Source organism: Paenibacillus sp. B46(2026), assembly GCF_056786355.1.
Genome location: NZ_CM165907.1, coordinates 1,520,435 through 1,540,318, shown reverse-complemented (window position 1 = coordinate 1,540,318; position 19,884 = coordinate 1,520,435). Strand labels below are relative to the sequence as shown.

21 protein-coding genes and 1 other annotated feature are annotated in these 19,884 nt (G+C 48.4%); of the genes, 5 read left to right on the top strand and 16 right to left on the bottom strand.

What is annotated here, in order from left to right; translation table 11 throughout:
• Nucleotides 1–60 precede the first annotated feature (60 nt).
• The gene (locus AC1S8V_RS06865; protein WP_482072992.1) at nt 61–507 is read left to right on the top strand and encodes a hypothetical protein; all 447 of its coding nucleotides are present in this window, start codon (nt 61–63) and stop codon (nt 505–507) included.
• Nucleotides 508–633: 126 nt separating this feature from the next.
• On the opposite strand, the gene AC1S8V_RS06860 is transcribed toward AC1S8V_RS06865, so the two are convergent.
• The 9 genes from AC1S8V_RS06860 to AC1S8V_RS06820 form a co-directional block, all read right to left on the bottom strand.
• Nucleotides 634–981: a hypothetical protein gene (locus AC1S8V_RS06860; RefSeq protein ID WP_482072991.1), complete on the bottom strand. Its 348-nt coding sequence runs from the start codon at nt 979–981 to the stop codon at nt 634–636.
• A gap of 128 nt (nt 982–1,109) precedes the next feature.
• Entirely contained in the window at nt 1,110–1,346 is a 237-nt protein-coding gene (locus tag AC1S8V_RS06855) for a hypothetical protein (protein WP_482072990.1), read from the bottom strand.
• Between the two features lie 183 nt (nt 1,347–1,529).
• Complete coding sequence (groL, locus tag AC1S8V_RS06850) at nt 1,530–3,164, bottom strand: chaperonin GroEL (protein WP_482072989.1); 1,635 nt, start codon at nt 3,162–3,164, stop codon at nt 1,530–1,532.
• A 73-nt stretch (nt 3,165–3,237) separates the two neighbouring features.
• Nucleotides 3,238–3,519 (bottom strand): co-chaperone GroES, encoded by a 282-nt coding sequence (gene groES, locus AC1S8V_RS06845; RefSeq protein ID WP_017690077.1) that lies wholly within the window; start codon nt 3,517–3,519, stop codon nt 3,238–3,240.
• A gap of 400 nt (nt 3,520–3,919) precedes the next feature.
• Nucleotides 3,920–4,702 (bottom strand): twin-arginine translocase subunit TatC, encoded by a 783-nt coding sequence (gene tatC, locus AC1S8V_RS06840; protein ID WP_482072988.1) that lies wholly within the window; start codon nt 4,700–4,702, stop codon nt 3,920–3,922.
• Between the two features lie 78 nt (nt 4,703–4,780).
• Nucleotides 4,781–5,029, bottom strand: coding sequence for a twin-arginine translocase TatA/TatE family subunit (gene tatA, locus AC1S8V_RS06835; protein ID WP_336759396.1), 249 nt, complete (start codon nt 5,027–5,029; stop codon nt 4,781–4,783).
• A gap of 208 nt (nt 5,030–5,237) precedes the next feature.
• The gene (locus AC1S8V_RS06830; RefSeq protein ID WP_215078340.1) at nt 5,238–5,723 is read right to left on the bottom strand and encodes a MogA/MoaB family molybdenum cofactor biosynthesis protein; all 486 of its coding nucleotides are present in this window, start codon (nt 5,721–5,723) and stop codon (nt 5,238–5,240) included.
• Between the two features lie 37 nt (nt 5,724–5,760).
• On the bottom strand, nt 5,761–6,264 hold the full coding sequence (gene moaC / locus AC1S8V_RS06825) for a cyclic pyranopterin monophosphate synthase MoaC (protein ID WP_339307274.1): 504 nt from the start codon (nt 6,262–6,264) through the stop codon (nt 5,761–5,763).
• Between the two features lie 15 nt (nt 6,265–6,279).
• Nucleotides 6,280–6,918, bottom strand: a complete 639-nt coding sequence (locus AC1S8V_RS06820) for a 5-formyltetrahydrofolate cyclo-ligase (protein WP_482072987.1) — start codon at nt 6,916–6,918, stop codon at nt 6,280–6,282.
• A 280-nt stretch (nt 6,919–7,198) separates the two neighbouring features.
• Between AC1S8V_RS06820 and AC1S8V_RS06815 the strand changes: the two genes are divergently transcribed.
• The gene (locus AC1S8V_RS06815) at nt 7,199–9,157 is read left to right on the top strand and encodes an ABC-F family ATP-binding cassette domain-containing protein (protein ID WP_482074416.1); all 1,959 of its coding nucleotides are present in this window, start codon (nt 7,199–7,201) and stop codon (nt 9,155–9,157) included.
• Nucleotides 9,158–9,796: 639 nt separating this feature from the next.
• Here the strand turns inward: AC1S8V_RS06815 and AC1S8V_RS06810 are convergent.
• From AC1S8V_RS06810 to AC1S8V_RS06780, 7 genes are all read right to left on the bottom strand, one after another.
• Nucleotides 9,797–11,353 carry a 2-isopropylmalate synthase gene (locus AC1S8V_RS06810; RefSeq protein WP_482072986.1) on the bottom strand — a complete coding sequence of 519 codons (1,557 nt, stop codon included), beginning with the start codon at nt 11,351–11,353 and terminating at the stop codon, nt 9,797–9,799.
• Nucleotides 11,354–11,515: 162 nt separating this feature from the next.
• Nucleotides 11,516–11,854: a binding site (T-box leader), on the bottom strand.
• 517 nt (nt 11,855–12,371) lie between these two features.
• Nucleotides 12,372–13,427, bottom strand: coding sequence for a tRNA (adenosine(37)-N6)-threonylcarbamoyltransferase complex transferase subunit TsaD (gene tsaD / locus AC1S8V_RS06805; protein WP_482072985.1), 1,056 nt, complete (start codon nt 13,425–13,427; stop codon nt 12,372–12,374).
• On the bottom strand, nt 13,424–13,945 hold the full coding sequence (gene rimI, locus AC1S8V_RS06800; RefSeq protein WP_062833068.1) for a ribosomal protein S18-alanine N-acetyltransferase: 522 nt from the start codon (nt 13,943–13,945) through the stop codon (nt 13,424–13,426). The genes tsaD and rimI overlap by 4 nt, the downstream gene beginning before the upstream one ends.
• A 198-nt stretch (nt 13,946–14,143) precedes the next feature.
• The gene (gene tsaB, locus AC1S8V_RS06795; protein WP_482074415.1) at nt 14,144–14,992 is read right to left on the bottom strand and encodes a tRNA (adenosine(37)-N6)-threonylcarbamoyltransferase complex dimerization subunit type 1 TsaB; all 849 of its coding nucleotides are present in this window, start codon (nt 14,990–14,992) and stop codon (nt 14,144–14,146) included.
• Nucleotides 14,993–14,994: 2 nt separating this feature from the next.
• Entirely contained in the window at nt 14,995–15,477 is a 483-nt protein-coding gene (gene tsaE / locus AC1S8V_RS06790; RefSeq protein ID WP_482072984.1) for a tRNA (adenosine(37)-N6)-threonylcarbamoyltransferase complex ATPase subunit type 1 TsaE, read from the bottom strand.
• 221 nt (nt 15,478–15,698) lie between these two features.
• Nucleotides 15,699–15,875 (bottom strand): H-type small acid-soluble spore protein, encoded by a 177-nt coding sequence (locus AC1S8V_RS06785; RefSeq protein WP_482074414.1) that lies wholly within the window; start codon nt 15,873–15,875, stop codon nt 15,699–15,701.
• Nucleotides 15,876–15,879: 4 nt separating this feature from the next.
• Nucleotides 15,880–16,176: a hypothetical protein gene (locus tag AC1S8V_RS06780; RefSeq protein WP_076209630.1), complete on the bottom strand. Its 297-nt coding sequence runs from the start codon at nt 16,174–16,176 to the stop codon at nt 15,880–15,882.
• Between the two features lie 407 nt (nt 16,177–16,583).
• Between AC1S8V_RS06780 and ku the strand changes: the two genes are divergently transcribed.
• The 3 genes from ku to AC1S8V_RS06765 all read left to right on the top strand — a co-directional run bounded on the left by ku (nt 16,584) and on the right by AC1S8V_RS06765 (nt 19,881).
• Nucleotides 16,584–17,495 (top strand): non-homologous end joining protein Ku, encoded by a 912-nt coding sequence (gene ku, locus AC1S8V_RS06775; protein WP_482072983.1) that lies wholly within the window; start codon nt 16,584–16,586, stop codon nt 17,493–17,495.
• Nucleotides 17,496–17,810: 315 nt separating this feature from the next.
• Nucleotides 17,811–18,680, top strand: coding sequence for a VOC family protein (locus AC1S8V_RS06770; RefSeq protein WP_482072982.1), 870 nt, complete (start codon nt 17,811–17,813; stop codon nt 18,678–18,680).
• 250 nt (nt 18,681–18,930) lie between these two features.
• The gene (locus AC1S8V_RS06765; protein WP_482072981.1) at nt 18,931–19,881 is read left to right on the top strand and encodes an ATP-dependent DNA ligase; all 951 of its coding nucleotides are present in this window, start codon (nt 18,931–18,933) and stop codon (nt 19,879–19,881) included.
• Nucleotides 19,882–19,884: the final 3 nt, after the last annotated feature.

Here is a 19,884-nt window from a genome sequence, read left to right as displayed (position 1 = left end):
TCTACTCAGCCTGGAATAGATCAGACCCCTTCATCCCAGATTGAACTTTCTGGCCTCCATATGACTACCGATGAATTCAAAAACAAGTTTAATAGCGCCGTGGGCAAATACCGACTGAATGATTTGAGTATCACCCGCTTGAATATGAAAGACACTTCCGAGCAGGGTATTGGCACTTTCGAATATGTATTCAATGACGAATTACGCTTGGCTGGTGCTATGAATGCAGATGAGAGCAGCGTACAGGAAGTCAGGTTATATGCAAATGGTGATACGAGCAAACCAACGGGTGGAATTTTTTTGACTGCTATCGCCGCGCTCATTCTCACAACCAATAGTGAGTACACGTATAACGATGCACAAGATGTCATCCAGGATATCGATCTATTGGATCGCGATGTGAACCAGCTTGATTTTGATGGGGCGACGGTTCGCAATGGATTGGAATATCGTTTCAGCGTACAGGGCCATGATCACTCTACTTTTGAAATAACTGTTGCAAAGTGAGGCCCCATTGTGTAAAAAGGCAAAAAGGCCGCTCCATGAAGGAACGGCTTAACGTGTAAAATGTACTGTTTGGATAATTCAGTAGTTCCCACCAAACCAATGATGAACACCTCCCGAATGCGAGAGTTACTCAAAAGTTACTATCTCGCTTTGATTGTTCCAACTCATTTTAAAAGTAATCGGGTCTTTCGTTTTCTCCGCCTCAGTAACCGTTCCCGACATACTGAACGGGACCTCTTGTTCTTCAAGCGCTTTCCCTTGTTGGTCTATATTATTGCCAGTGAGGTCAAAAACAAAATCCTTTATGTGCGTCTCATCACCGATGTAGGTGATACTATAGCTCCCTGTCGATCTCTGAAGAGATACATCCCAGTTATCGCTCTTTCCGTGTATTATATCATCCGCACCACAAGCTGACAAAATAGATAAAAGTAATATAGTACAAAGAATCAATGGCAGTTTAAATAATTTCATAAAATCCCTCCAATACAATAAAATAACCAAAAATTGAAAAATCAATCTCGATAAACGGCTGATAAACCAATTCGCTAGATTATCAGATCAGAGCTAAACTACGTTACGTGTAATAAATCATGTGTGACCTATCTTGTGTATTGATCGATATCATCGATCGCAGATTGGTGCTCTCTTCTATGATGGTCTTCATGCTGACGGACGTCGTTCTTTAACTTTGCTAAAAATCCCCATCCCATAAAGGCAAGTAAAAGCACGGTAATCAATGCATAAGCAAAGCTATATAGATTCATAAAGAAGTTGATAAAAATTGCAGCAAGCATCAGGCCCAGAATCCATAATACCCACTTTGTACCCCTTCTCAAATCATTTCCTCCTCAAGTCGTTACTGATAACCTGTCTATGTATCACAGTACATACGAAATCATAGAAACAAGGTTTCACTCTCAGGGCTTCCTATTCAGAGCACCCTACCTAATTATATAAAAAAAGACTCCCTCTCGGGAGCCTTTCATCTAATCGGCATTACAAAGGTTTTTACACCTTTATTACATCATGCCGCCCATTCCACCCATACCGCCCATGTCAGGCATTCCGCCACCAGAACCTGCAGGTTCTGGTTTGTCAGCGATAACTGCTTCAGTAGTCAGGAACATTGCCGCTACGGAAGCAGCGTTTTGCAATGCATAACGAGTTACTTTCGCAGGGTCAACAATACCTGCTTCAATCATGTTAACCCACTCGCCAGTTGCAGCGTTGAAGCCGATTCCTGTTTGTTCTTTTTTCAGACGTTCCACGATTACGGAACCTTCTTCGCCAGCGTTAGCTGCGATTGTGCGGATTGGTGCTTCCAAAGCGCGCAGGACGATGTTTACGCCTGTTTGCTCGTCACCCGACAGACTTACAGCTGCAACCGCGTTATATACGTTCATGAGCGCTGTACCACCACCGGATACGATACCTTCTTCAACCGCAGCGCGAGTTGCGTTCAGGGCATCTTCGATGCGAAGTTTGCGTTCTTTCAATTCTGTTTCAGTAGCCGCACCAACTTTGATTACTGCTACACCGCCGGACAATTTAGCCAAACGCTCTTGCAGTTTCTCTTTGTCGAACTCGGAAGTTGTTTCTTCCAGTTGCGTACGGATTTGGCTAACACGTGCATCGATATCGGATTTGTTACCAGCACCGTCAACGATGATTGTGTTTTCTTTCGTTACACGGATTTGACGAGCTGTACCCAGTTGTTCCACAACAGCGGATTTCAGGTCCAGACCCAGTTCTTCCGTGATCAATTGGCCACCAGTAAGGGCAGCGATGTCTTGCAGCATCGCTTTACGACGGTCACCGAATCCTGGAGCTTTAACAGCTACAGCATTGAATGTACCACGCAATTTGTTCACAACCAGCATAGCCAGTGCTTCGCCTTCGATATCTTCAGCGATCAATACCAGCGGTTTGCCTTGTTGAACGATTTTCTCAAGCAATGGCAAGATGTCTTGCGTGCTGGAGATTTTTTTGTCTGTGATCAAGATGTACGGATTGTCCAAAACAGCTTCCATTTTGTCCGTATCTGTAATCATGTAAGGAGAGATGTATCCACGGTCGAATTGCATACCTTCAACCACTTCAAGCTCTGTCGCGAATCCTTTGGATTCTTCTACTGTGATTACGCCATCTTTACCTACTTTTTCCATAGCTTCAGCGATCAGTTCGCCTACTTCTTCGTCAGCTGCAGAGATTGCTGCAACTTGTGCGATGGATTGTTTGGAATCGATTGGTTTGGAGATGGATTGCAATTCAGCAACCGCAGCTTTAACCGCTTTGTCGATCCCTTTACGGATACCGATTGGGCTAGCGCCTGCAGTTACGTTTTTCAGACCTTCTGTGATCAGCGCTTGCGCCAATACAGTTGCTGTTGTAGTACCGTCACCGGCAACATCGTTGGTTTTCGTTGCTACTTCTTTAACCAGTTGTGCACCCATGTTCTCGAATGCATCTTCCAGTTCGATTTCTTTAGCAATGGTTACACCATCGTTAGTGATGAGCGGGCTTCCGAATTTTTTCTCCAAAACCACGTTACGGCCTTTAGGACCGAGTGTTACTTTTACTGCGTTAGCCAATGCATCCACACCACGAAGCATGGAGCGACGAGCGTCTTCACTGAATTTAATGTCTTTAGCCATGTTAAGAAAACCTCCCTAGTTTTTGTTGGAAAATGGTATTGCTATATGGTTCGGTTATCCGATTAAATTTGAATTAGTCGAGAATCGCGTGAATATCGCTTTCTTTCATAATCAAATATTCTTTACCTTCGAATTTGATTTCTGTACCGGCATATTTGGAGAAAATAACGCGATCTCCTTCTTTCACTTCCAGAGCCACACGTACGCCGTCTTTCAATACTCCTGCGCCAACTGCAATGATTCTACCCTCTTGCGGTTTTTCTTTGGCGGAGTCCGGGAGTACGATCCCGAAAGAAGTTGTTTGTTCTTGCTCCAGTGGTTCTACCAATACGCGTTCACCTAAAGGTCTGATCATGAAAAATAGCCTCCTTTTGAAATTATATAACGTTACATTGTAGGTTGTAGCCATATGTATTAGCACTCGACAGTGTTCAGTGCTAACAACCAACTTTATGATACTCAACTTGAAGCATGATTTCAAGTCCTTTTGACGAATTCTTGCGAGAATTTACGTTGAATTTACACGAACACAACCAAATAACACCCGCTGTGCCTGGTTATATGTTGCAATTCACTAATCTTATTCTACGAAATTGTTTAGCCCTTCTGCAACGTTATCAGGAAGTCCCTTTCCCATTGTATCCATTGTTGAACATAATATGCCTGCTTGTCCTGTCGTGTTGGTCGGCAGTCTACAGCAATAGCCCGGATAAGAACAGACCGTCTTTTCCGGGCACATTACAGATCATCCTCATTCAGCCCGCATGTTTCTTATCCTCGGCACGAACGTAGCGGGATTCGATCTCTTCATCGGCAGCAAGTTGCTTGCGGTATACGATTGCGGACAATAACACACTGATCTCATATAACAGGAGTAAGGGAATCATCACCAGCAGATCAGAAATAAAGTCTGGAGGTGTAATAACCACTGCAATGAAGATCAGAACAAAATAAGAGACTCTGCGCATTTTGCGAAGACGAATTGGATTCAGAATCCGCAGTCCTGTCAGAAACATAATAAGTAAAGGAAGCTCAAATAACAGGGACACAGGCAACACAATGCCAAACAGGAAGCTGAAATACTGCTTCATCCCGTAGGTCTCCACAAGCCCCATCTTCTCCGTAATCGCTGTCGTGAAGGCGAGTGCCATCGGAAATATAACATAATACGAGAAAGACATACCTGTCAGAAATAAGAGAAAGACATAGGGCACATACTTCAGCGTTGCTTTTCGTTCGCGCGGTTTTAGCCCTGGACTAACAAACTTCCAGATCTGATACACCGTAAACGGCAGTGTAATAATAAGTGAAAACAGTCCTGCAATCTTCATGTAGATGCCAATCCCGTCCCAGAACGAGAAAGCATGCAATACAAAACCTTTTGCCGACTCTGCCTTGGTCAGGTATTGGTATACCGGGTCCGCCACAAAAAATCCTGCAATCAGTCCCAGCACAAAAATGCTTAATACATAAATCAGCCGCTTCCGCAGCTCGCTCAGATGTTCCGTAATCGACATTTCTTCCATTTGCTGCGTCATGCCTGCCCCCCATTATTGCCAGCTTAAAATACAAAACCCTTCCGGCAGGAAGGGATTTCTCTTTCATTGCCGTCAAGATTATTCCGGCAGGCGTTTATCAGCAGGCTTGTCTGCAGGTGTGCTCTCAGCTGCCAGCGGTTTCGCCTTCTCCTGCTCTTTGCGATTGGACGAGTCATCATCCGAGATAATGTCGCGAGCGCCCTCTTTGAATTCACGGAAGGTACGCCCAACTGCACGTCCCAGTTCCGGAAGTTTGTTGGGTCCAAACAACAACAATGCAATCACGGCCAGCAAAATAAAACCCGTTGGTCCAATGGAACTAAACATTGATATTCCTCCTCGTCTCAAGCTTCAAAGATGCGCATATTCGGCCATATGTTCATAGATGTCTCTGCTGCGTTCTTAATTTAAGCCCATCATACCACAGATGTAACCACTTACATAACCCGCAATATTCACAAATAAGAGATATCACCTTAACAACCAACAACGGTTTATGTCTAATCGGATATCTTGCCCAAGACTCTGTACCCGCTTATTGCTTGAACTGACCCGTAACCATCAATAAAGCTTCCGGAAGCTGGTCCATAATAGCAGCCAGATGTTCATGCACACCCTTAGGTGTACCTGGCAGATTGACGATCAGTGTGCGTCCACGAATGCCACACACACCACGGAACAGCATTGCAGAACGGTTTTTGCCCATTACACTGTACCGCATGGCCTCTGCCATCCCGGGAACTTCCCGTTCAATCACGCGCCGGGTTGCCTCTGGAGTAATATCACGAATGGCCAGCTCCGTGCCACCGGTAGTCAGCACCAGATCGGCGTGAAAATAATCCGTCATCTCAATCAAAGCCGCAATAATCTCATCGGGTTCATCTGGAACGATGCGGTACTCCACGATTTGACCACCCAGCTCTTCTTCCACCAGTTCCCGAATGACTTGTGCACTCGTATCCTCACGTTCCCCGCGGGCTCCTTTGTCGCTGGCTGTCAGGATTGCTGTTCTCCACACCATAAAGATCACCCTTCTCCTCTATGAAAATAAATATTGCTTATCGGCTGTAATCGCCGTTTTTGCCACCACTTTTGGAATTCAGCATGGTTGGACCGATAATCATATCTTTTTGCATCGCCTTGCACATGTCATAGACCGTCAGTGCCGCAGCCGAAGCCGCTGTGAGTGCCTCCATCTCCACACCCGTTTTGCCTTCGGTTTTGACAGTAACTTCAATGTGTAATTCATCCACACCGTTATCATGAAAACGAATATCCACACCCGTCAATGCCAAAGGATGGCACATTGGAATCCAGTCCGACGTTTTCTTCGCGCCTTGAATTCCGGCAATCTGAGCCACAGCCAGAACGTCACCTTTGCCGATCCGGCCCTCCCGAATCGCTTCCAGTGTATCCGGGTTCATCGTCACTTTCGTTACAGCCACAGCCGTACGCACAGTAATTTCCTTACCCGAAATATCAACCATTCGGGCCCGCCCCTGTTCATTAAAGTGGGTCAGTTTGCCACCGGAAGGCTGGCCGTTGTTCGCTTCTGAACTCAATCACATCACAACCCTTTATTCGATATGTAATATACCTTCGGTTGTTATCAACAGATCAATCCGCAGATCGAGCAGGTCCATCGGAATCTCATCCTGTAGCTGACCCGGTAATACCATCGCAGCCATCAACGGTTTCTGCTCCGTCATCGCACATTGTGCTGCAAGCGTCTCGGCAAAACGATCATAATAACCGCCACCATAACCAATGCGTCCTCCATGAAGGTCATAACCAAGTCCCGGTACCAAGACGAGATCGATATCCGGCCAATCTTCAGCTGACAGAACTTCACAGGAATCCTTGGGTTCCGGTATGCCCCATATGCCTGGCTTCAGATCGTGTTCTCCGGTTACTTGCCGCAGTTCCATTCGAGGTGGATTCGCCAAAACTTTCGGTGCTAACATCACATCTCCATGGCTCCAGCCCTCTTGAAACAGAAAAGCTGTGGATGCCTCGCTTCCATAGGACCAATAACTGAATATGACGAGTGGTCTGTTCACGTCCTTGCCTTTGGCCTGTCTAAGGCGCTCCAGCTCCCGCTTCATTCCGGCATTAATCTTAGTCATCGCCTGCTGACGCATGCTCGCATCCATCAGATCACGGCTCTGTCTCAGTCTGGATCGAAGCTGGCTTTTCAGTTCCGCATGATCCTGCATATCCTTGAATAACCTCCTGTTGATAGGGAAGGTAGAAAAAAGCTTTCATTGAAAAACAATGTATATGTTATGACCAGGTGTCATCTTGTTGAAATGGTTAAAATGATTCATTTTCTGCAAAATCCTCATGTAATAACATGCCTTCTTTCAGTTTATCATTGATTGCTCAAAAAGACTACATGCCCCATGCGTTCCCAATCGGTGCAATTGCTCTCTATTTCATGTAAACTGGGATATAGTTGTCATATCAAGAACTGGACCTATGGAGGAACTTAATTTTATGCTGCTGCAAGTATCCGGAATTATCAAACGTTTTGGTGTCGATCCAATCCTGGACGGCGTGAACTTACAAATATTAGAACGCGAGCGCATCGGCCTCGTTGGTGTAAACGGTGCAGGAAAATCCACTTTGCTCAAAATTGTAGCCGGTGAAATGTCCTATGACGGAGGACAGATTTTCAAATCCAAAGAAACCACGCTTGGTTACCTGGCTCAGAACAGCGGGCTGCAATCTGATCGCAGCATCTGGGAAGAAATGATGAACGTCTTCGCTCACCTGACACAGGCTGAAGCTGATTTGCGTCAGATGGAGCGCGATATTGCCGACCCTGCCCAGATGGAAGATGAGAAAAAGTACGCGGACCTGCTGGAACGTTATGCGAAACGCTCCGATTGGTTCAAGGACCATGGCGGTTATGAGATGGAAACCCGTATTCGCAGCGTTCTGCACGGAATGGGATTCGGCGAATTCTCGCCAGACACCCCTATTGCTACTCTGAGCGGCGGGCAGAAGACACGCCTTGCGCTTGCTCGCATTTTGCTTCAGGCACCTGATCTGCTCATGCTGGACGAGCCTACCAACTATCTCGATATTGCCACTCTCACATGGCTTGAAGATTATCTAAGAGGGTATTCAGGTGCACTGCTCGTGGTATCTCATGACCGGTACTTCCTTGATCGGCTTGTCACGACCATCGTTGAGATCGAACGTCACCGCTCCAAAAAATATACGGGCAATTACAGCCGTTATATGGAACTCAAAGCTGCAGAGTATGAAACTCAGATGAAGCAATATGAGAAACAGCAAGGCGAAATCTCCAAGATGGAAGAATTTGTTCAGAAAAACATTGTACGTGCTTCGACGACCAAACGGGCTCAAAGTCGCCGCAAGGCCCTCGACAAGATGGAGCGACTCGATAAACCGATGGGCGATTTGAAAAAAGCCCACTTTTCCTTCGAAACCGCCGTCATGTCAGGTAAAGAAGTGCTTCGTGTGGATCAGCTGTCCGTCGCTTATGACGAGGCTTCTCCATTGTTCCGCAATGTATCCTTCGATCTGCGGCGCGGGGAAACGGTTGCCCTGATTGGTCCAAACGGTATTGGTAAATCCACCATGCTGAAGTGCCTTACCGGAAGTTTACGTCCGGTAACCGGGGAGATCCAATGGGGAACGAAAGTGCAGATTGGCTATTATGATCAGGAGCAGACTGGGCTCAATCCGTCCAACACGGTTCTGGAAGAACTGTGGAGTGCCTATCCCGGAATGGAAGAAGCACGCATTCGGACCGTACTGGGGAACTTTTTGTTCAGCGGTGACGATGTGCTCAAGAAGATCTCCTCCCTCAGCGGTGGTGAGAAAGCACGTGTCTCTCTCTCGAAGCTGATGCTGAAGGAAGCCAACATGCTCATCCTTGATGAGCCTACGAACCATCTCGACCTGTTTGCCAAAGAAGTGCTGGAAGCGGCATTAATGGATTATGAAGGCACCCTGCTGTTCATCTCCCATGACCGGTACTTCCTCAACAAAATGGCTGAGCGGATTGTCGAGCTTCATCCGGGCGGAACGGAACACTATCTCGGTAATTATGATGATTATGTGGAGAAAAAACAGGAACTTGAAGACATCGCACGGGAAGCTGCCGAAGCACGCCAGGCTTCGTCCAAGAACTCGTCCAAATTGGATTCAAGTACAGCCACAACCGAAAAATCCGGAGCGGCTTCATTCGAAGCGGAAAAACAGGCGAAACGTGAAGAGCGTAACCGGCAACGCAAGCAAGAAGCTTTGGAACAACAGATTGCAGAGCTGGAAACGAAAATTACAGAACTCGAGGCACAGATGGCCCTGCCTGAAATCTATCAGGATTATATGAAGCTGCAAGAACTCCAGCAACAGTCGGAGGAACACAAGACACAACTCACCAAGGCATACGAAGAATGGGAAGAACTAGCCATGGAGTAGTATGGGCTAAGCCATGGCTGAGTCTGTCCTGACAAGCATAGCCATACCACCAGCTGATTCCTTTTTGGGATCAGCTTTTTTGTCGAGGTTGAATATATTGAAGCCATGTCCCTTATGTTCTTTATGTTCCTTGAGATTGAAACTCTAACATACGGAGGTTGGGGGACATGTTTTCGCTTTTGTCAAATTCACTCGAATGAGGAGAAATATTTTTATATGCCTCCCCCTCGTATTTATCCACAGCAAAGCAAGATAGTAAGCACATTAATAAGCTTAATTATACAGCGGTAGAATAGACTTTTTCACACAAAAACCATATTTATCCACCAAGTTATCCACATTATCCACAACTTTGTGGATAGTAAGGAGCCATTCTATCCCCTAAATCCTTTTCGTTTCGAAAACATCACTGGTTTGACTTTGCGGCAGTTACCCACAATTTACACTGGATATGTGGATAACTATAGTCACACCTTGACAAATGCATTCCCCCTCTCCTCATTGTTCCTCCATAAAAAGACAAAAGCAGGCCCCTATAGTTCAAGGCCTGCCCGTTGTTTACTCACTTCATGCAATGCAGATTACATCGAATCGCGATCGCTACTATTGCTGCTGCAAATGCGATCTGACCAAGATGATCTACGCATGTGCTTGTTCATGATGTTCAGAAGACTCCGCCTTCAGCCCAGCAGCATTACAAGCCGCTACATAAGCCAAACCGGCAGCCATGACGATATCATTATGTGTTGCCGTTCCACGGAACTCACGTCCTGCACGCTCCACGGTAACTACCGCCTCTGCGCTTGCACCCTCTCCGCCACTCAAGGCATGCATCTCCATATCGACAAATGCAATATCATCCGAAATGCTCTGACCAATCGCACGAATGGTCGCATCCACAGGTCCCCCGCCAACAGCGGAGTAGGATTGTTCACCAGCGCTTGTGCGAATGCGAACGGCGGCCATTCGATCCGTCATGCTGCCCGCCGTCACCTGCAATTCAACCAGCTCGTAATCCTGTGCAGGAATATTCATGGTCTGGCTAACCATCTGCAATAACTGGTCGTCACTGACCACTTTTTGCTGGTCTGCGGTTTCTTTGAACACCTCATACAACTGCTCCATCTGCTGCTCATCCGGCTCAAAACCGTATTTGCGAACCCGATCCTTCAGGGCATGACGACCGGAGTGTTTGCCCAGAATAATCATGCTGCGCGGAATACCCAGCGCTTCCGGGTCCATAATCTCATAGGTGTTCCGATTCTTCAGCAAACCATCCTGATGGATGCCGGATTCATGCTGGAATGCATTACGCCCTACCACCGGCTTGTTGTAAGCAATCGGAAAGTGCATTGCCCGGCTGATCTGACGAGAGGTCTCATACAGTTGATTCAGCTTAATGTGCGATGTCGCCCCAATCGCATCTCCCCGAGTCTCCAGCGCCATGATCAGTTCTTCCAGCGCACAGTTCCCTGTCCGCTCTCCGATACCATTAATGGTCACTTCAATCTGCGAAGCACCATTGGCGATGGCAGCCAGGCTATTCGCTACGGCCAGGCCCAGATCATTATGACAGTGGGCACTATAGCGAACCTGTTCGCCGCCTCTTGCACCCTCACGTACCCGGCGGAACATCTCTCCATACTCATGTGGCAGAGCATAACCCACGGTATCCGGCAGATTGATAATGCTGGCCCCTGCTTCAATCGCTACTTCAACCATCTCGATCAGATCATCCATCTTTGTCCGAGCCGCATCCATCGCGGTGAACTCTACAATGTCCGTGAACTGTCGTGCATAAGACACCATCTCACGGGCTGTAGCCACCACTTCACTGCGCGGACGACGCAGCTGATGCTCAATATGAATATCCGAAGAAGAGATAAACAGGTGAATTCGACGTCGTGCTGCATCTGCTGTAGCTTGAACGGCTGCATCAATATCGCCTTTGACTGCACGTGCGAATCCACAGATCTCCACATTCTGCAACTGTCTCGAAATCGCCTGAACCGCCGCGAACTCACCCGGACTGGAGATCGGGAATCCAGGCTCAATGACGTCGATACCCAGAGAAGCCAGTTGGTGCGCCAGTTCGATCTTTTGCTCGGGTTGCAGACTTGCTCCCGGTGCCTGTTCTCCATCACGCAGCGTTGTATCAAAAATTTCAATCCTGCGTTTGTTATTAGTCGTTGTCATATTCATCAACCTCCATCAAATTGTAAAATGTTCATCCTGTTCCTCACCACAACAGAGTGTACGTCGACTTACACCCTGACCTTCCGACTTTTAATCTCCATATGGTTCATTCCCTTGCCCACCCTGCTGCCGGCAGCAAACACAAATAACCCGCCATCTCATATAAGAGACGGCGGGTTATTATCCCCTCCGCGGTACCACTCTCGCTTGATGGGCCAAGCTTGCGCCGGACTCCATCCACCTCGTCGTCTCCGAGATCCGCTGGATGTGCGTGCACGCACGACATCACTGGAATTCGGAGAAACACCCTATAACGGGGGTTAACCGTTGCTGTGTAACACATGTCGTTGTCCATCAGGACAACTGGACGATCGATATCGTCCCCACGCTTCCACAACTCCGTTCCCGGGCGAGATTCGAAGGATTCCAGCCACTGCGTCGCACCAACCCGCAGCTCTCTGAGCGCTTTATCGTTCTACTGCTCCCGTTCATCACATTTATAATATGACCTAACTTCATTCATCCTTATTTTGAAAATCAAAAAAAGCCTGTCACCTCATGCAATAATGCAAGAGACGACAGGCTGTTCACCTTCGCGGTACCACTCTTGTTGACTTCCTTCCTGTTCATTCAAGACAACCCCTGAATGCTTTCGCATATCCGGATCACTTGAAGCAGCCTGAAAGCCCCCTCAGTTATCGTCAGTCGATCCTTGTAATAACGGTCCTACCGACAACGGCCCATTCACGGAGGCAACCCGTAACCATGTACTTTGGGCCATGATCGGCCTTCGGATTCTCCCAGGGAGTCACCGTGTTCCATCGTTCCGCTTCCAGGTGAGTTTCAGGTTTCCTTCGACTGCGTTGCACCACACCGCAGCTCTCTAAGACCGGGAATGACCTTACTGTTCCTGTTCATTGCGTTTATCATTTCAGGAATCTGAATTCCTGTTTAAATTTGTAACTAAATATACATTCTTTACATCCCTGCTGTCAACTCTTAATTTCAAACTGCTTGCCTATACGGACTGAACGGACCATTCCTCCAAGGAAAGTCCTGGATCTGCCTTGGCATCAAATTCCGAGATTTCTCCCCGCTGCCATTTCAAATACGCAGCCGCTCCAATCATGGCCGCATTATCCGTACAATATTCCATTGGCGGGATTAACAACTCAAGCCCTTCCTTCGTGCATCGCTCCTGCAATGCAGAGCGCAATCCGCGATTTGCCGCAACACCACCACACAACAGCAATTGTCGTGAACCATACTCACGCACCGCTCTTACAGCTTTCTCCACCAGCACTTCAACAACAGCTTCCTGAAAACCACGTGCAACCGCAGACGGCTCCAAGGTTTCTCCGCGCATTTTAGCCTGATTGAGCGCATTCAGTACAGCAGACTTCAGACCACTGAGACTGAAATCGTACGAACCTGCTTCCAGCCATACCCGTGGTAATGGCACTACATCCTCCGCTTCAGACGCCATCCGATCCACATGCGGGCCTCCCGGATAAGGACAGCCCAATGCACGTGCTACTTTATCATACGCCTCGCCTACAGCATCATCACGCGTACGACCAATCAGTTTGAACTTGCCCTCGGATTCCATATGCACGAGTTCCGTATGCCCACCGGATACGACCAGTGCCATCGCCGGATATTTCAGTTCATGAGTAAGTCGGTTGGCATAGATATGCCCGGCAATATGATGTGTGCCAATAAGCGGTTTGCCCAGTGCCATCGCCATCGTTTTGGCCGCCACGATTCCTACCAGCAATGCCCCGACCAGTCCCGGGCCTTGCGTCACGGCAATCGCACTCAGATCACGTGGACGAATGCCCGACTGCTCTATCGCCTGTTCCAGCATCAGTGTAATGACTTCAACATGCTTGCGTGAAGCCACTTCAGGTACAACGCCACCGAATGCCTTATGCGTCTCGATCTGACTTGAGATCAGATTGGACAGCACTTCCCGTCCATCCTTGACTACCGCTACCGATGTTTCATCACAGCTTGTCTCCACCGCCAAAATGTAGGATGGGGCAAAATTTATTTTTTCATTGAGTTCGTTCATGAATCCAGTACGCTTCCTTCCTCTTCGCCGCTCCGGCCTGCAGACGGCAAGTTCGCCCACATAATCATCGCATCTTCCCCATTATCGGAGTAATACCCTTTACGAAGACCCGCCGATTCAAACCCTTTTTTCTGATATAAACGCTGGGCAATGCTGTTCGAGACTCTGACCTCCAGCGTCATTCGTTCCATCCCGAGATACGCCGCTGTGCTCATTAATTCGTCCAGTAACTTTTCACCAAGCTTGCGTCCACGATACGCGCCTCTGACTGCAATATTGGTAATATGGGCTTCATCCATGATCGTCCACATACCTGCATAGCCAATGGCCTTGCCTTCCAATTCCATCACCATATATTTCGCAAAATGATTGTGTGTCAATTCATTTTGAAATGCTTCTTCCGTCCAGGGCAGGGTAAAGGCCTCATGTTCAATCTCCATCACATCAGGAATATCCGCGAGTGTCATGAACCTGAACTGAAGCGCTGCTTCCTGCTTGTTATTCGCCACGTTGTCCATCTGCTTCCCCCCCTTTAGTGCATGTTCAAAAAGACCGGTTTTCAGTACCGAGAAGATGGGATGAAGCTAGAAATGGAGTAGCGGAGCGTAGGGAAAACTACGTGAGCAACGGACATTTCGGCTGAATTCCATATTCGATGCTGATGATGCCACCAGGCATCCTTCGTAATCAAAAGCGGACTTTTTGAACAACCTCTTTTAGCCTTTGCGCAGCAGATTGGCTTCCGCTTCAGACAGCTGGGTGTAGTTCGGCACGAGCGCATGCACGTCATCACGCTGACCTGCAAGCAGCGCGGCGGCGCCAAGGCGCCCAACCCAGCGGCCTTCCAGCTCATAAGGTACGAGCTGGAGCGCCGTTCCTGCGGGGCAGCGAAGCTCCGCCGCTGCCGCAGCATGAGGGCCTGTCTCGCCGACGATCCAGACGGCTACGGGCCGCTCTTCCGGCGCCGCCTCCGCCATGCGGTCGGCGAGGGCTTCCAGCCATCCGTCCATCTTGCGGATGGCATCAGGCGCCAGACGCCGGGGCGCATCGCTCCCGGCGGAGGCAAACAGCGCGGTGCACGCTTGACCGCGTCGTGCATCCACAAGCGGAACGATCCAGTGGACAGGGGCAGCACCTGTGCTGCCCTGGTCCGCGGATGGCGTTCCGCCAGCCCCTGCTGCGGCATCCTCTGCCGCAGCTTCCGCCTTGGCGGCAAGGCCGCTATGCCAGCCGCCCCAGGCGATGGCCTGAAGGCTGGACACCCCGGCTACGGGGATGTCCCACGCCCAGGCAAGCGTCTTCGCCGCGGTCACCGCAATGCGGATGCCCGTGTACGAGCCTGGGCCGATGCCGACAGCAATGCCGTCCAGCTGACCTGGCTGTGTGCTGCTGGCGGCCAGCAGCTGCTCCATCACCGGTACAACGTGTACCGAATGGTTACGCTCTGCCCGTTCATTGCGTTCTTCCAGAAGCGCATGATCTTCCATCATCGCAGCTGCCATCACTGCGGTGGACGTATCCAACGCCAAAAACCGCTGACGCGGCTCTTTTTGTAAATCTTCCATCATCATTTGACTCCATTCTGTCTGAACTGTCGGCACATGGCTGCATAAGTCTCGCCGTACCCATCCAGTGTAATCGTTCGATCCTCTAGGCCCGTTGTTTCAATCTGCACATGCAAGTGCTCTTGCGGCAGCAATTCGGGAATGATACTCGACCATTCAACCAGACTGACTCCAGCGCCATAGAAATATTCATCAAGTCCAAGCTCGTCTGCTTCTTCCAGCGAAATGCGATATACATCCATGTGATACAAGGGCAGACGCCCTTCATATTCCTTAATTAACGTAAATGTGGGACTGCTCACCACATCACGTACACCCAAATGCCAGGCAAATTTCTGTGAAAATGCCGTTTTTCCCGCGCCCAGATCACCATCCAGAGCAATCACCATACCAGCGTTTGCCTGTCTGGCGAGTGCGGACGCGAGCAATTCTGTATCTGCAATGCCATGGGATGGATACACCCACTGCTCGTGCGTCTGATTCAATATACGCCCCACCTTTGGCGGTCCAGCCGCCTGAGATCACTTTGACCCTTATTATATCGGTCCCTTTCTTCCCCCGCAACATCGAAGGAAACAAGCGGATGGCAAACGTTCGTTAACGGGTACAACAAAAAAAACCGGCACCTCTAGGTACCGGCCATGTGATACGCATCTTTTAGCTTCCAGCATTCAACGATTTCTCTACGGCTGCACGCTACCTGTCACTACTCCTCCAAGCGATCCACACGTACCGTATGAGTATTTCCTGGGCTACTTCCCACCTGAACGGTTGCCATGCCATTGGCTTCATCCACACTCTCGATCCAGACCGGATCACCTTCCAGCGTAACGGCAATGGTATCCTTCGAATCATAGATTGCTTTGGCGCGCTTTACATCCATCATTTTATTCATACTCCCCTTCCGGATCATCATGTGATTCACGAACCATGCTATCTGTTGTACTTTCACCAATATAACCGTTATCTTCCGTAACTTGTCCCCCGCCTAACCCTTCATTCACCATCCGGTCAATGTCGAGCATGAACGACTCCCGGTCGAGAGGTAATTCTTCCGAAGTGACCGCTTCCCAATTCACAGCTGTAGCGGGTGTATAGAATTCTTCAGCGCTTTCGGCTTTGGCAAGAGGATACGGAGAAAATGCATGTTTGTGTGCTTCTTCCTCATCCCGTCTGTTCTTCATATTGCACCTCCCGGCATATGTCCTGCGAGAATGACTACCTATCCCATGCCCATCTTCCTGTTGGAATTCAAGCATGTTTCTGTTATCATCCCCGAGTCTCGCCGAACCATACGAATTCATTCGTCCATAAAACGATTATCCCTCGCGCCAGATGCCCATACTATTGAATATAAATCCGTGTTCAAAAATTCCGGTTTTCAGTACCGAGAAGATGGAATAAAGCTAGAAATGGAGCAGCGGAGCGTAGGCAAACTACGTGAGCAACTACAATGTTTCCAAAGGAAACATACTTCGTAAGCCTCTCGCTTATTTCGGCTGAATTTTATATTCGATGCTGAACATGCCGCTAGGCGTGATTCGTAATCAAAAGCGGAATTTTTGAACAACCTTTCGAAAGGAGCCGTCCTATGCATACCGTCTGGAAAGGTGCAATCAGTTTTGGCCTTGTGCATGTCCCTGTCAAAATGTTCTCGGCTACCGAAGACAAAGACATCTCCATGCGCTACATCCATAAAGTCTGCGGCAGTCCGCTCGCTTATGTTCGTCAATGTCCCTCCTGTGAAGTGGATGTGAAGTGGGAAGAGATCACCAAAGGCTATGAATATGAAAAGGGAAAGTTCGTACTTTTTGAGAAAGATGAATTGGAAGCGTTAAATGATTCTACCAGCAAAACCATTACCATACTGGATTTTGTCGACTTGACCGAAATCGATCCGATCTATTTTCAGAAAACATATTACCTTTCGCCCGATCAGGCTGGGGGTAATGCATACCAGCTGTTGATGAACGCTATGCGAGATACCGGCAAGATTGGCATCGCCAAAATCTCCATCCGCTCGAAGAGCAGTCTCGCTGCCATACGTGTGCTGGAAGATTGCCTCTCCATGGAGACGATTTTCTATCCGGACGAGATTCGTCCTGTCTCCCAGGTGCCTAACCTGCCAGAAGTGCAGAACGTGAATGAGAAGGAACTCACGATGGCAAAGCTGCTGATTGATCAACTGTCTACGCCTTTTGAGCCCGGTAAATACACCGATGACTATCGCAGCAAATTGCTGGATCTTATCCAGCACAAAGTGGCAGGCGAAGAAATCAAGATTGCTCCAGCCAAACCTGAAGCTAATGTGATGGATTTGATGGCTGCGTTGCAGGCAAGCATTGAGGCTGTGAAGCCCATTCCAGCGGACCCTGGGACAACAACCGCCAAGCCTAAGATACGTGCACCACGAAAAACGTCCGCTCAAGCTGTTGCCGGGGGAGAATCCGATGCACCTGCTCCAGCCAAAAGAAAAAAGGCCACACCCAAACCAAAGGTTTGAATGGCGCCCAAGCAAGAACTACGCCGATATATGCCCATGTAATGAGTTCAACTCAGGTCCGGCTTTACAGTCGGATTTTTTTGTTTTACGGAAATTTTAGAACAATTCTTGTCAATAAAACGCCAGCTATATTTGCAAATACGATTGACGAAAGGTAATTTATATTTTATATTAACTTATGAAAAGTAACTTATTTATGAATATACAGTTAACCTGCACTTTCACTTCAGCCAAGTGCAATCCAACAATTCAATTCCAACTCATATAAGAATCAAAGAATTAGCCATATTATCTAATAATCAGGAGGAAACAATCATGAATACGACGTATCAAATCCCTGCCACAACCCATCTGGGTGAAGTGAGTTTGCGAATTATGAACCTTGACCGTTCGATCCAGTTTTATACCGATGTGGTTGGCTTGAAATTGCTGGAGCGGAGTGGCAAAGTAGCTACATTGACAGCCGACGGGAAACAGTCCCTGCTGCGATTGGAAGAGTTGACGGATGGAATTACCCTGCCTGAACGCTCACATGCTGGCTTGTATCATTTCGCCATCCTGCTGCCTGACCGTAAGTCTCTGGGGCTCGCTCTTCGTAATCTGGCTACATCCGGAATTGAGATTGGGCAAGGCGATCACCTCGTCAGTGAAGCCTTCTATATCTCCGATCCCGACCAGAACGGAATTGAGATCTATGCTGACCGGGCACGAGATACCTGGAAACGGGATAGCGACAATAATTACGTGATGGCAAGTGATCCTGTGGATGTAGAAAGTCTGTTTGCCTTATCGGAGAATGAACCTTGGCAGGGGCTGCCTGCTGGAACAGTCATTGGTCACGTACATTTCCACGTTCGTAGCCTGGAAAAGTCTCGCAAGTTCTATACCGGTGTACTCGGTTTCGATATCGTGGGCAACTTCGCCAACATGTCTGCGCTGTTTGTTTCCGCAGGCGGTTATCATCACCATCTGGGCCTCAATATTTGGGCAGGTTCGCACGCACCTGTCAATCCGGATAACGCTACTGGAATTGACTACTTCACCATTGTTTACGCCACAAAGGAAGATGTTAAACAGGCACTTGAGCAATTGCGTCAATCCGGCGCAGCCGTTACACAAGTGGAGGATACCTGGTTTACGGTAGACCCACAGAACATCCGTGTACGTCTAACAGCTGCGAATTGATTTTGTTAGCACACACACTATCATTATGAATAATTTCATAACACAAGCCCGAGGACCTGATTTCTCCACATCACAGAGAGATCGGGTACCCGGGCTTTTTAATTCGCTTTGCTTTTTATAAGACTGTCCACATTCGTGCATCCTAACGACTACTCCGACAAGTTAGATTAAAAAATAGGGATGATCGAACAGACGTATGATGTTTAGGCTGTTCGTTTCTCTAATGCTCCGGACGAGAAAGGAGTTCTCCATGTTCAAACCGTTGATTCCGTTCGAACCCATATCCCGGGATACCTTGCCCGCAGGACCGCAATGGATTGCCCAGGTCAAGTGGGATGGCGTTCGTATGCTTGCCTATGAGGACGGGCAGGAGCTGCGCCTGGTGAATCGCAGATTACATGAACGAACCGCACAGTATCCCGAGCTGGTAACACCACGTAATCTATGCTCTGGTTCCTCATATATTCTGGATGGAGAAGTGATTGCACTGGACCCTGATACCGGAAAACCTTCGTTTTATCACGTTCTGCGGCGGGATCGTATGAGCAGACCCGAAGGCATCGCCCAAGCCGTACACCAGATTCCGGTTACTTATATGGTATTTGATATCCTGTTCTATGAGGGGAAATGGGTCACAGATCAGCCATTGGCAGATCGACAACGTCTGTTACACGAGGTTCTCAACGCTGCTCCACACGTTCAAGAGGTGACAAATACACTTGATGCGGCTTCCCTGCTTACGGTCATGAGACAGCACCAGATGGAAGGAATCGTCTGCAAGGATCTAACAAGCAGCTATGGCATTCAGGGCAAGGATCAGCGCTGGCAGAAGGTCAAAATCATGCATGATGTATATGCCATGATCGGGGGTGTCACGTACCGGAGCGGTATCGTGAATGCCGTCGCGATTGGTGTATATGATGGGCCTGATTTTGTCTATATTGGTCATGTCGGGACTGGCAAGCTCAATTCCAATACTTGGCGGGAACTTACGCATCAGATCGAACCTCTAATCAGGCAGAACAGGCCATTCCATAATATACCTGAGCGCAGTGCGGAGACTACCTGGGTGGAACCACGAATAGGTGTAAAAGTTCAATATATGGAACTGACACATCATCGCACATTGCGTCATCCCAGTATCCAGACCTTCGCCGATGTAACCCGCGAGGATTGCCTGGCGAACCAGCTTCTTCCATGATGA

What these genes read in the sequence shown, in the direction of transcription:
- AC1S8V_RS06865 (WP_482072992.1), top strand. Translation starts at nt 61, where the DNA reads ATGACTACCGATGAATTCAAAAACAAGTTTAATAGCGCCGTGGGCAAA.
- AC1S8V_RS06860 (WP_482072991.1), bottom strand. Translation starts at nt 981, where the DNA reads ATGAAATTATTTAAACTGCCATTGATTCTTTGTACTATATTACTTTTA.
- groL (WP_482072989.1), bottom strand. Translation starts at nt 3,164, where the DNA reads ATGGCTAAAGACATTAAATTCAGTGAAGACGCTCGTCGCTCCATGCTT.
- groES (WP_017690077.1), bottom strand. Translation starts at nt 3,519, where the DNA reads ATGATCAGACCTTTAGGTGAACGCGTATTGGTAGAACCACTGGAGCAA.
- tatC (WP_482072988.1), bottom strand. Translation starts at nt 4,702, where the DNA reads ATGACGCAGCAAATGGAAGAAATGTCGATTACGGAACATCTGAGCGAG.
- tatA (WP_336759396.1), bottom strand. Translation starts at nt 5,029, where the DNA reads ATGTTTAGTTCCATTGGACCAACGGGTTTTATTTTGCTGGCCGTGATT.
- AC1S8V_RS06830 (WP_215078340.1), bottom strand. Translation starts at nt 5,723, where the DNA reads ATGGTGTGGAGAACAGCAATCCTGACAGCCAGCGACAAAGGAGCCCGC.
- AC1S8V_RS06820 (WP_482072987.1), bottom strand. Translation starts at nt 6,918, where the DNA reads ATGCAGGATCATGCGGAACTGAAAAGCCAGCTTCGATCCAGACTGAGA.
- AC1S8V_RS06815 (WP_482074416.1), top strand. Translation starts at nt 7,199, where the DNA reads ATGCTGCTGCAAGTATCCGGAATTATCAAACGTTTTGGTGTCGATCCA.
- AC1S8V_RS06810 (WP_482072986.1), bottom strand. Translation starts at nt 11,353, where the DNA reads ATGACAACGACTAATAACAAACGCAGGATTGAAATTTTTGATACAACG.
- tsaD (WP_482072985.1), bottom strand. Translation starts at nt 13,427, where the DNA reads ATGAACGAACTCAATGAAAAAATAAATTTTGCCCCATCCTACATTTTG.
- rimI (WP_062833068.1), bottom strand. Translation starts at nt 13,945, where the DNA reads ATGGACAACGTGGCGAATAACAAGCAGGAAGCAGCGCTTCAGTTCAGG.
- tsaB (WP_482074415.1), bottom strand. Translation starts at nt 14,992, where the DNA reads ATGGAAGATTTACAAAAAGAGCCGCGTCAGCGGTTTTTGGCGTTGGAT.
- AC1S8V_RS06785 (WP_482074414.1), bottom strand. Translation starts at nt 15,875, where the DNA reads ATGGATGTAAAGCGCGCCAAAGCAATCTATGATTCGAAGGATACCATT.
- AC1S8V_RS06780 (WP_076209630.1), bottom strand. Translation starts at nt 16,176, where the DNA reads ATGAAGAACAGACGGGATGAGGAAGAAGCACACAAACATGCATTTTCT.
- ku (WP_482072983.1), top strand. Translation starts at nt 16,584, where the DNA reads ATGCATACCGTCTGGAAAGGTGCAATCAGTTTTGGCCTTGTGCATGTC.
- AC1S8V_RS06770 (WP_482072982.1), top strand. Translation starts at nt 17,811, where the DNA reads ATGAATACGACGTATCAAATCCCTGCCACAACCCATCTGGGTGAAGTG.
- AC1S8V_RS06765 (WP_482072981.1), top strand. Translation starts at nt 18,931, where the DNA reads ATGTTCAAACCGTTGATTCCGTTCGAACCCATATCCCGGGATACCTTG.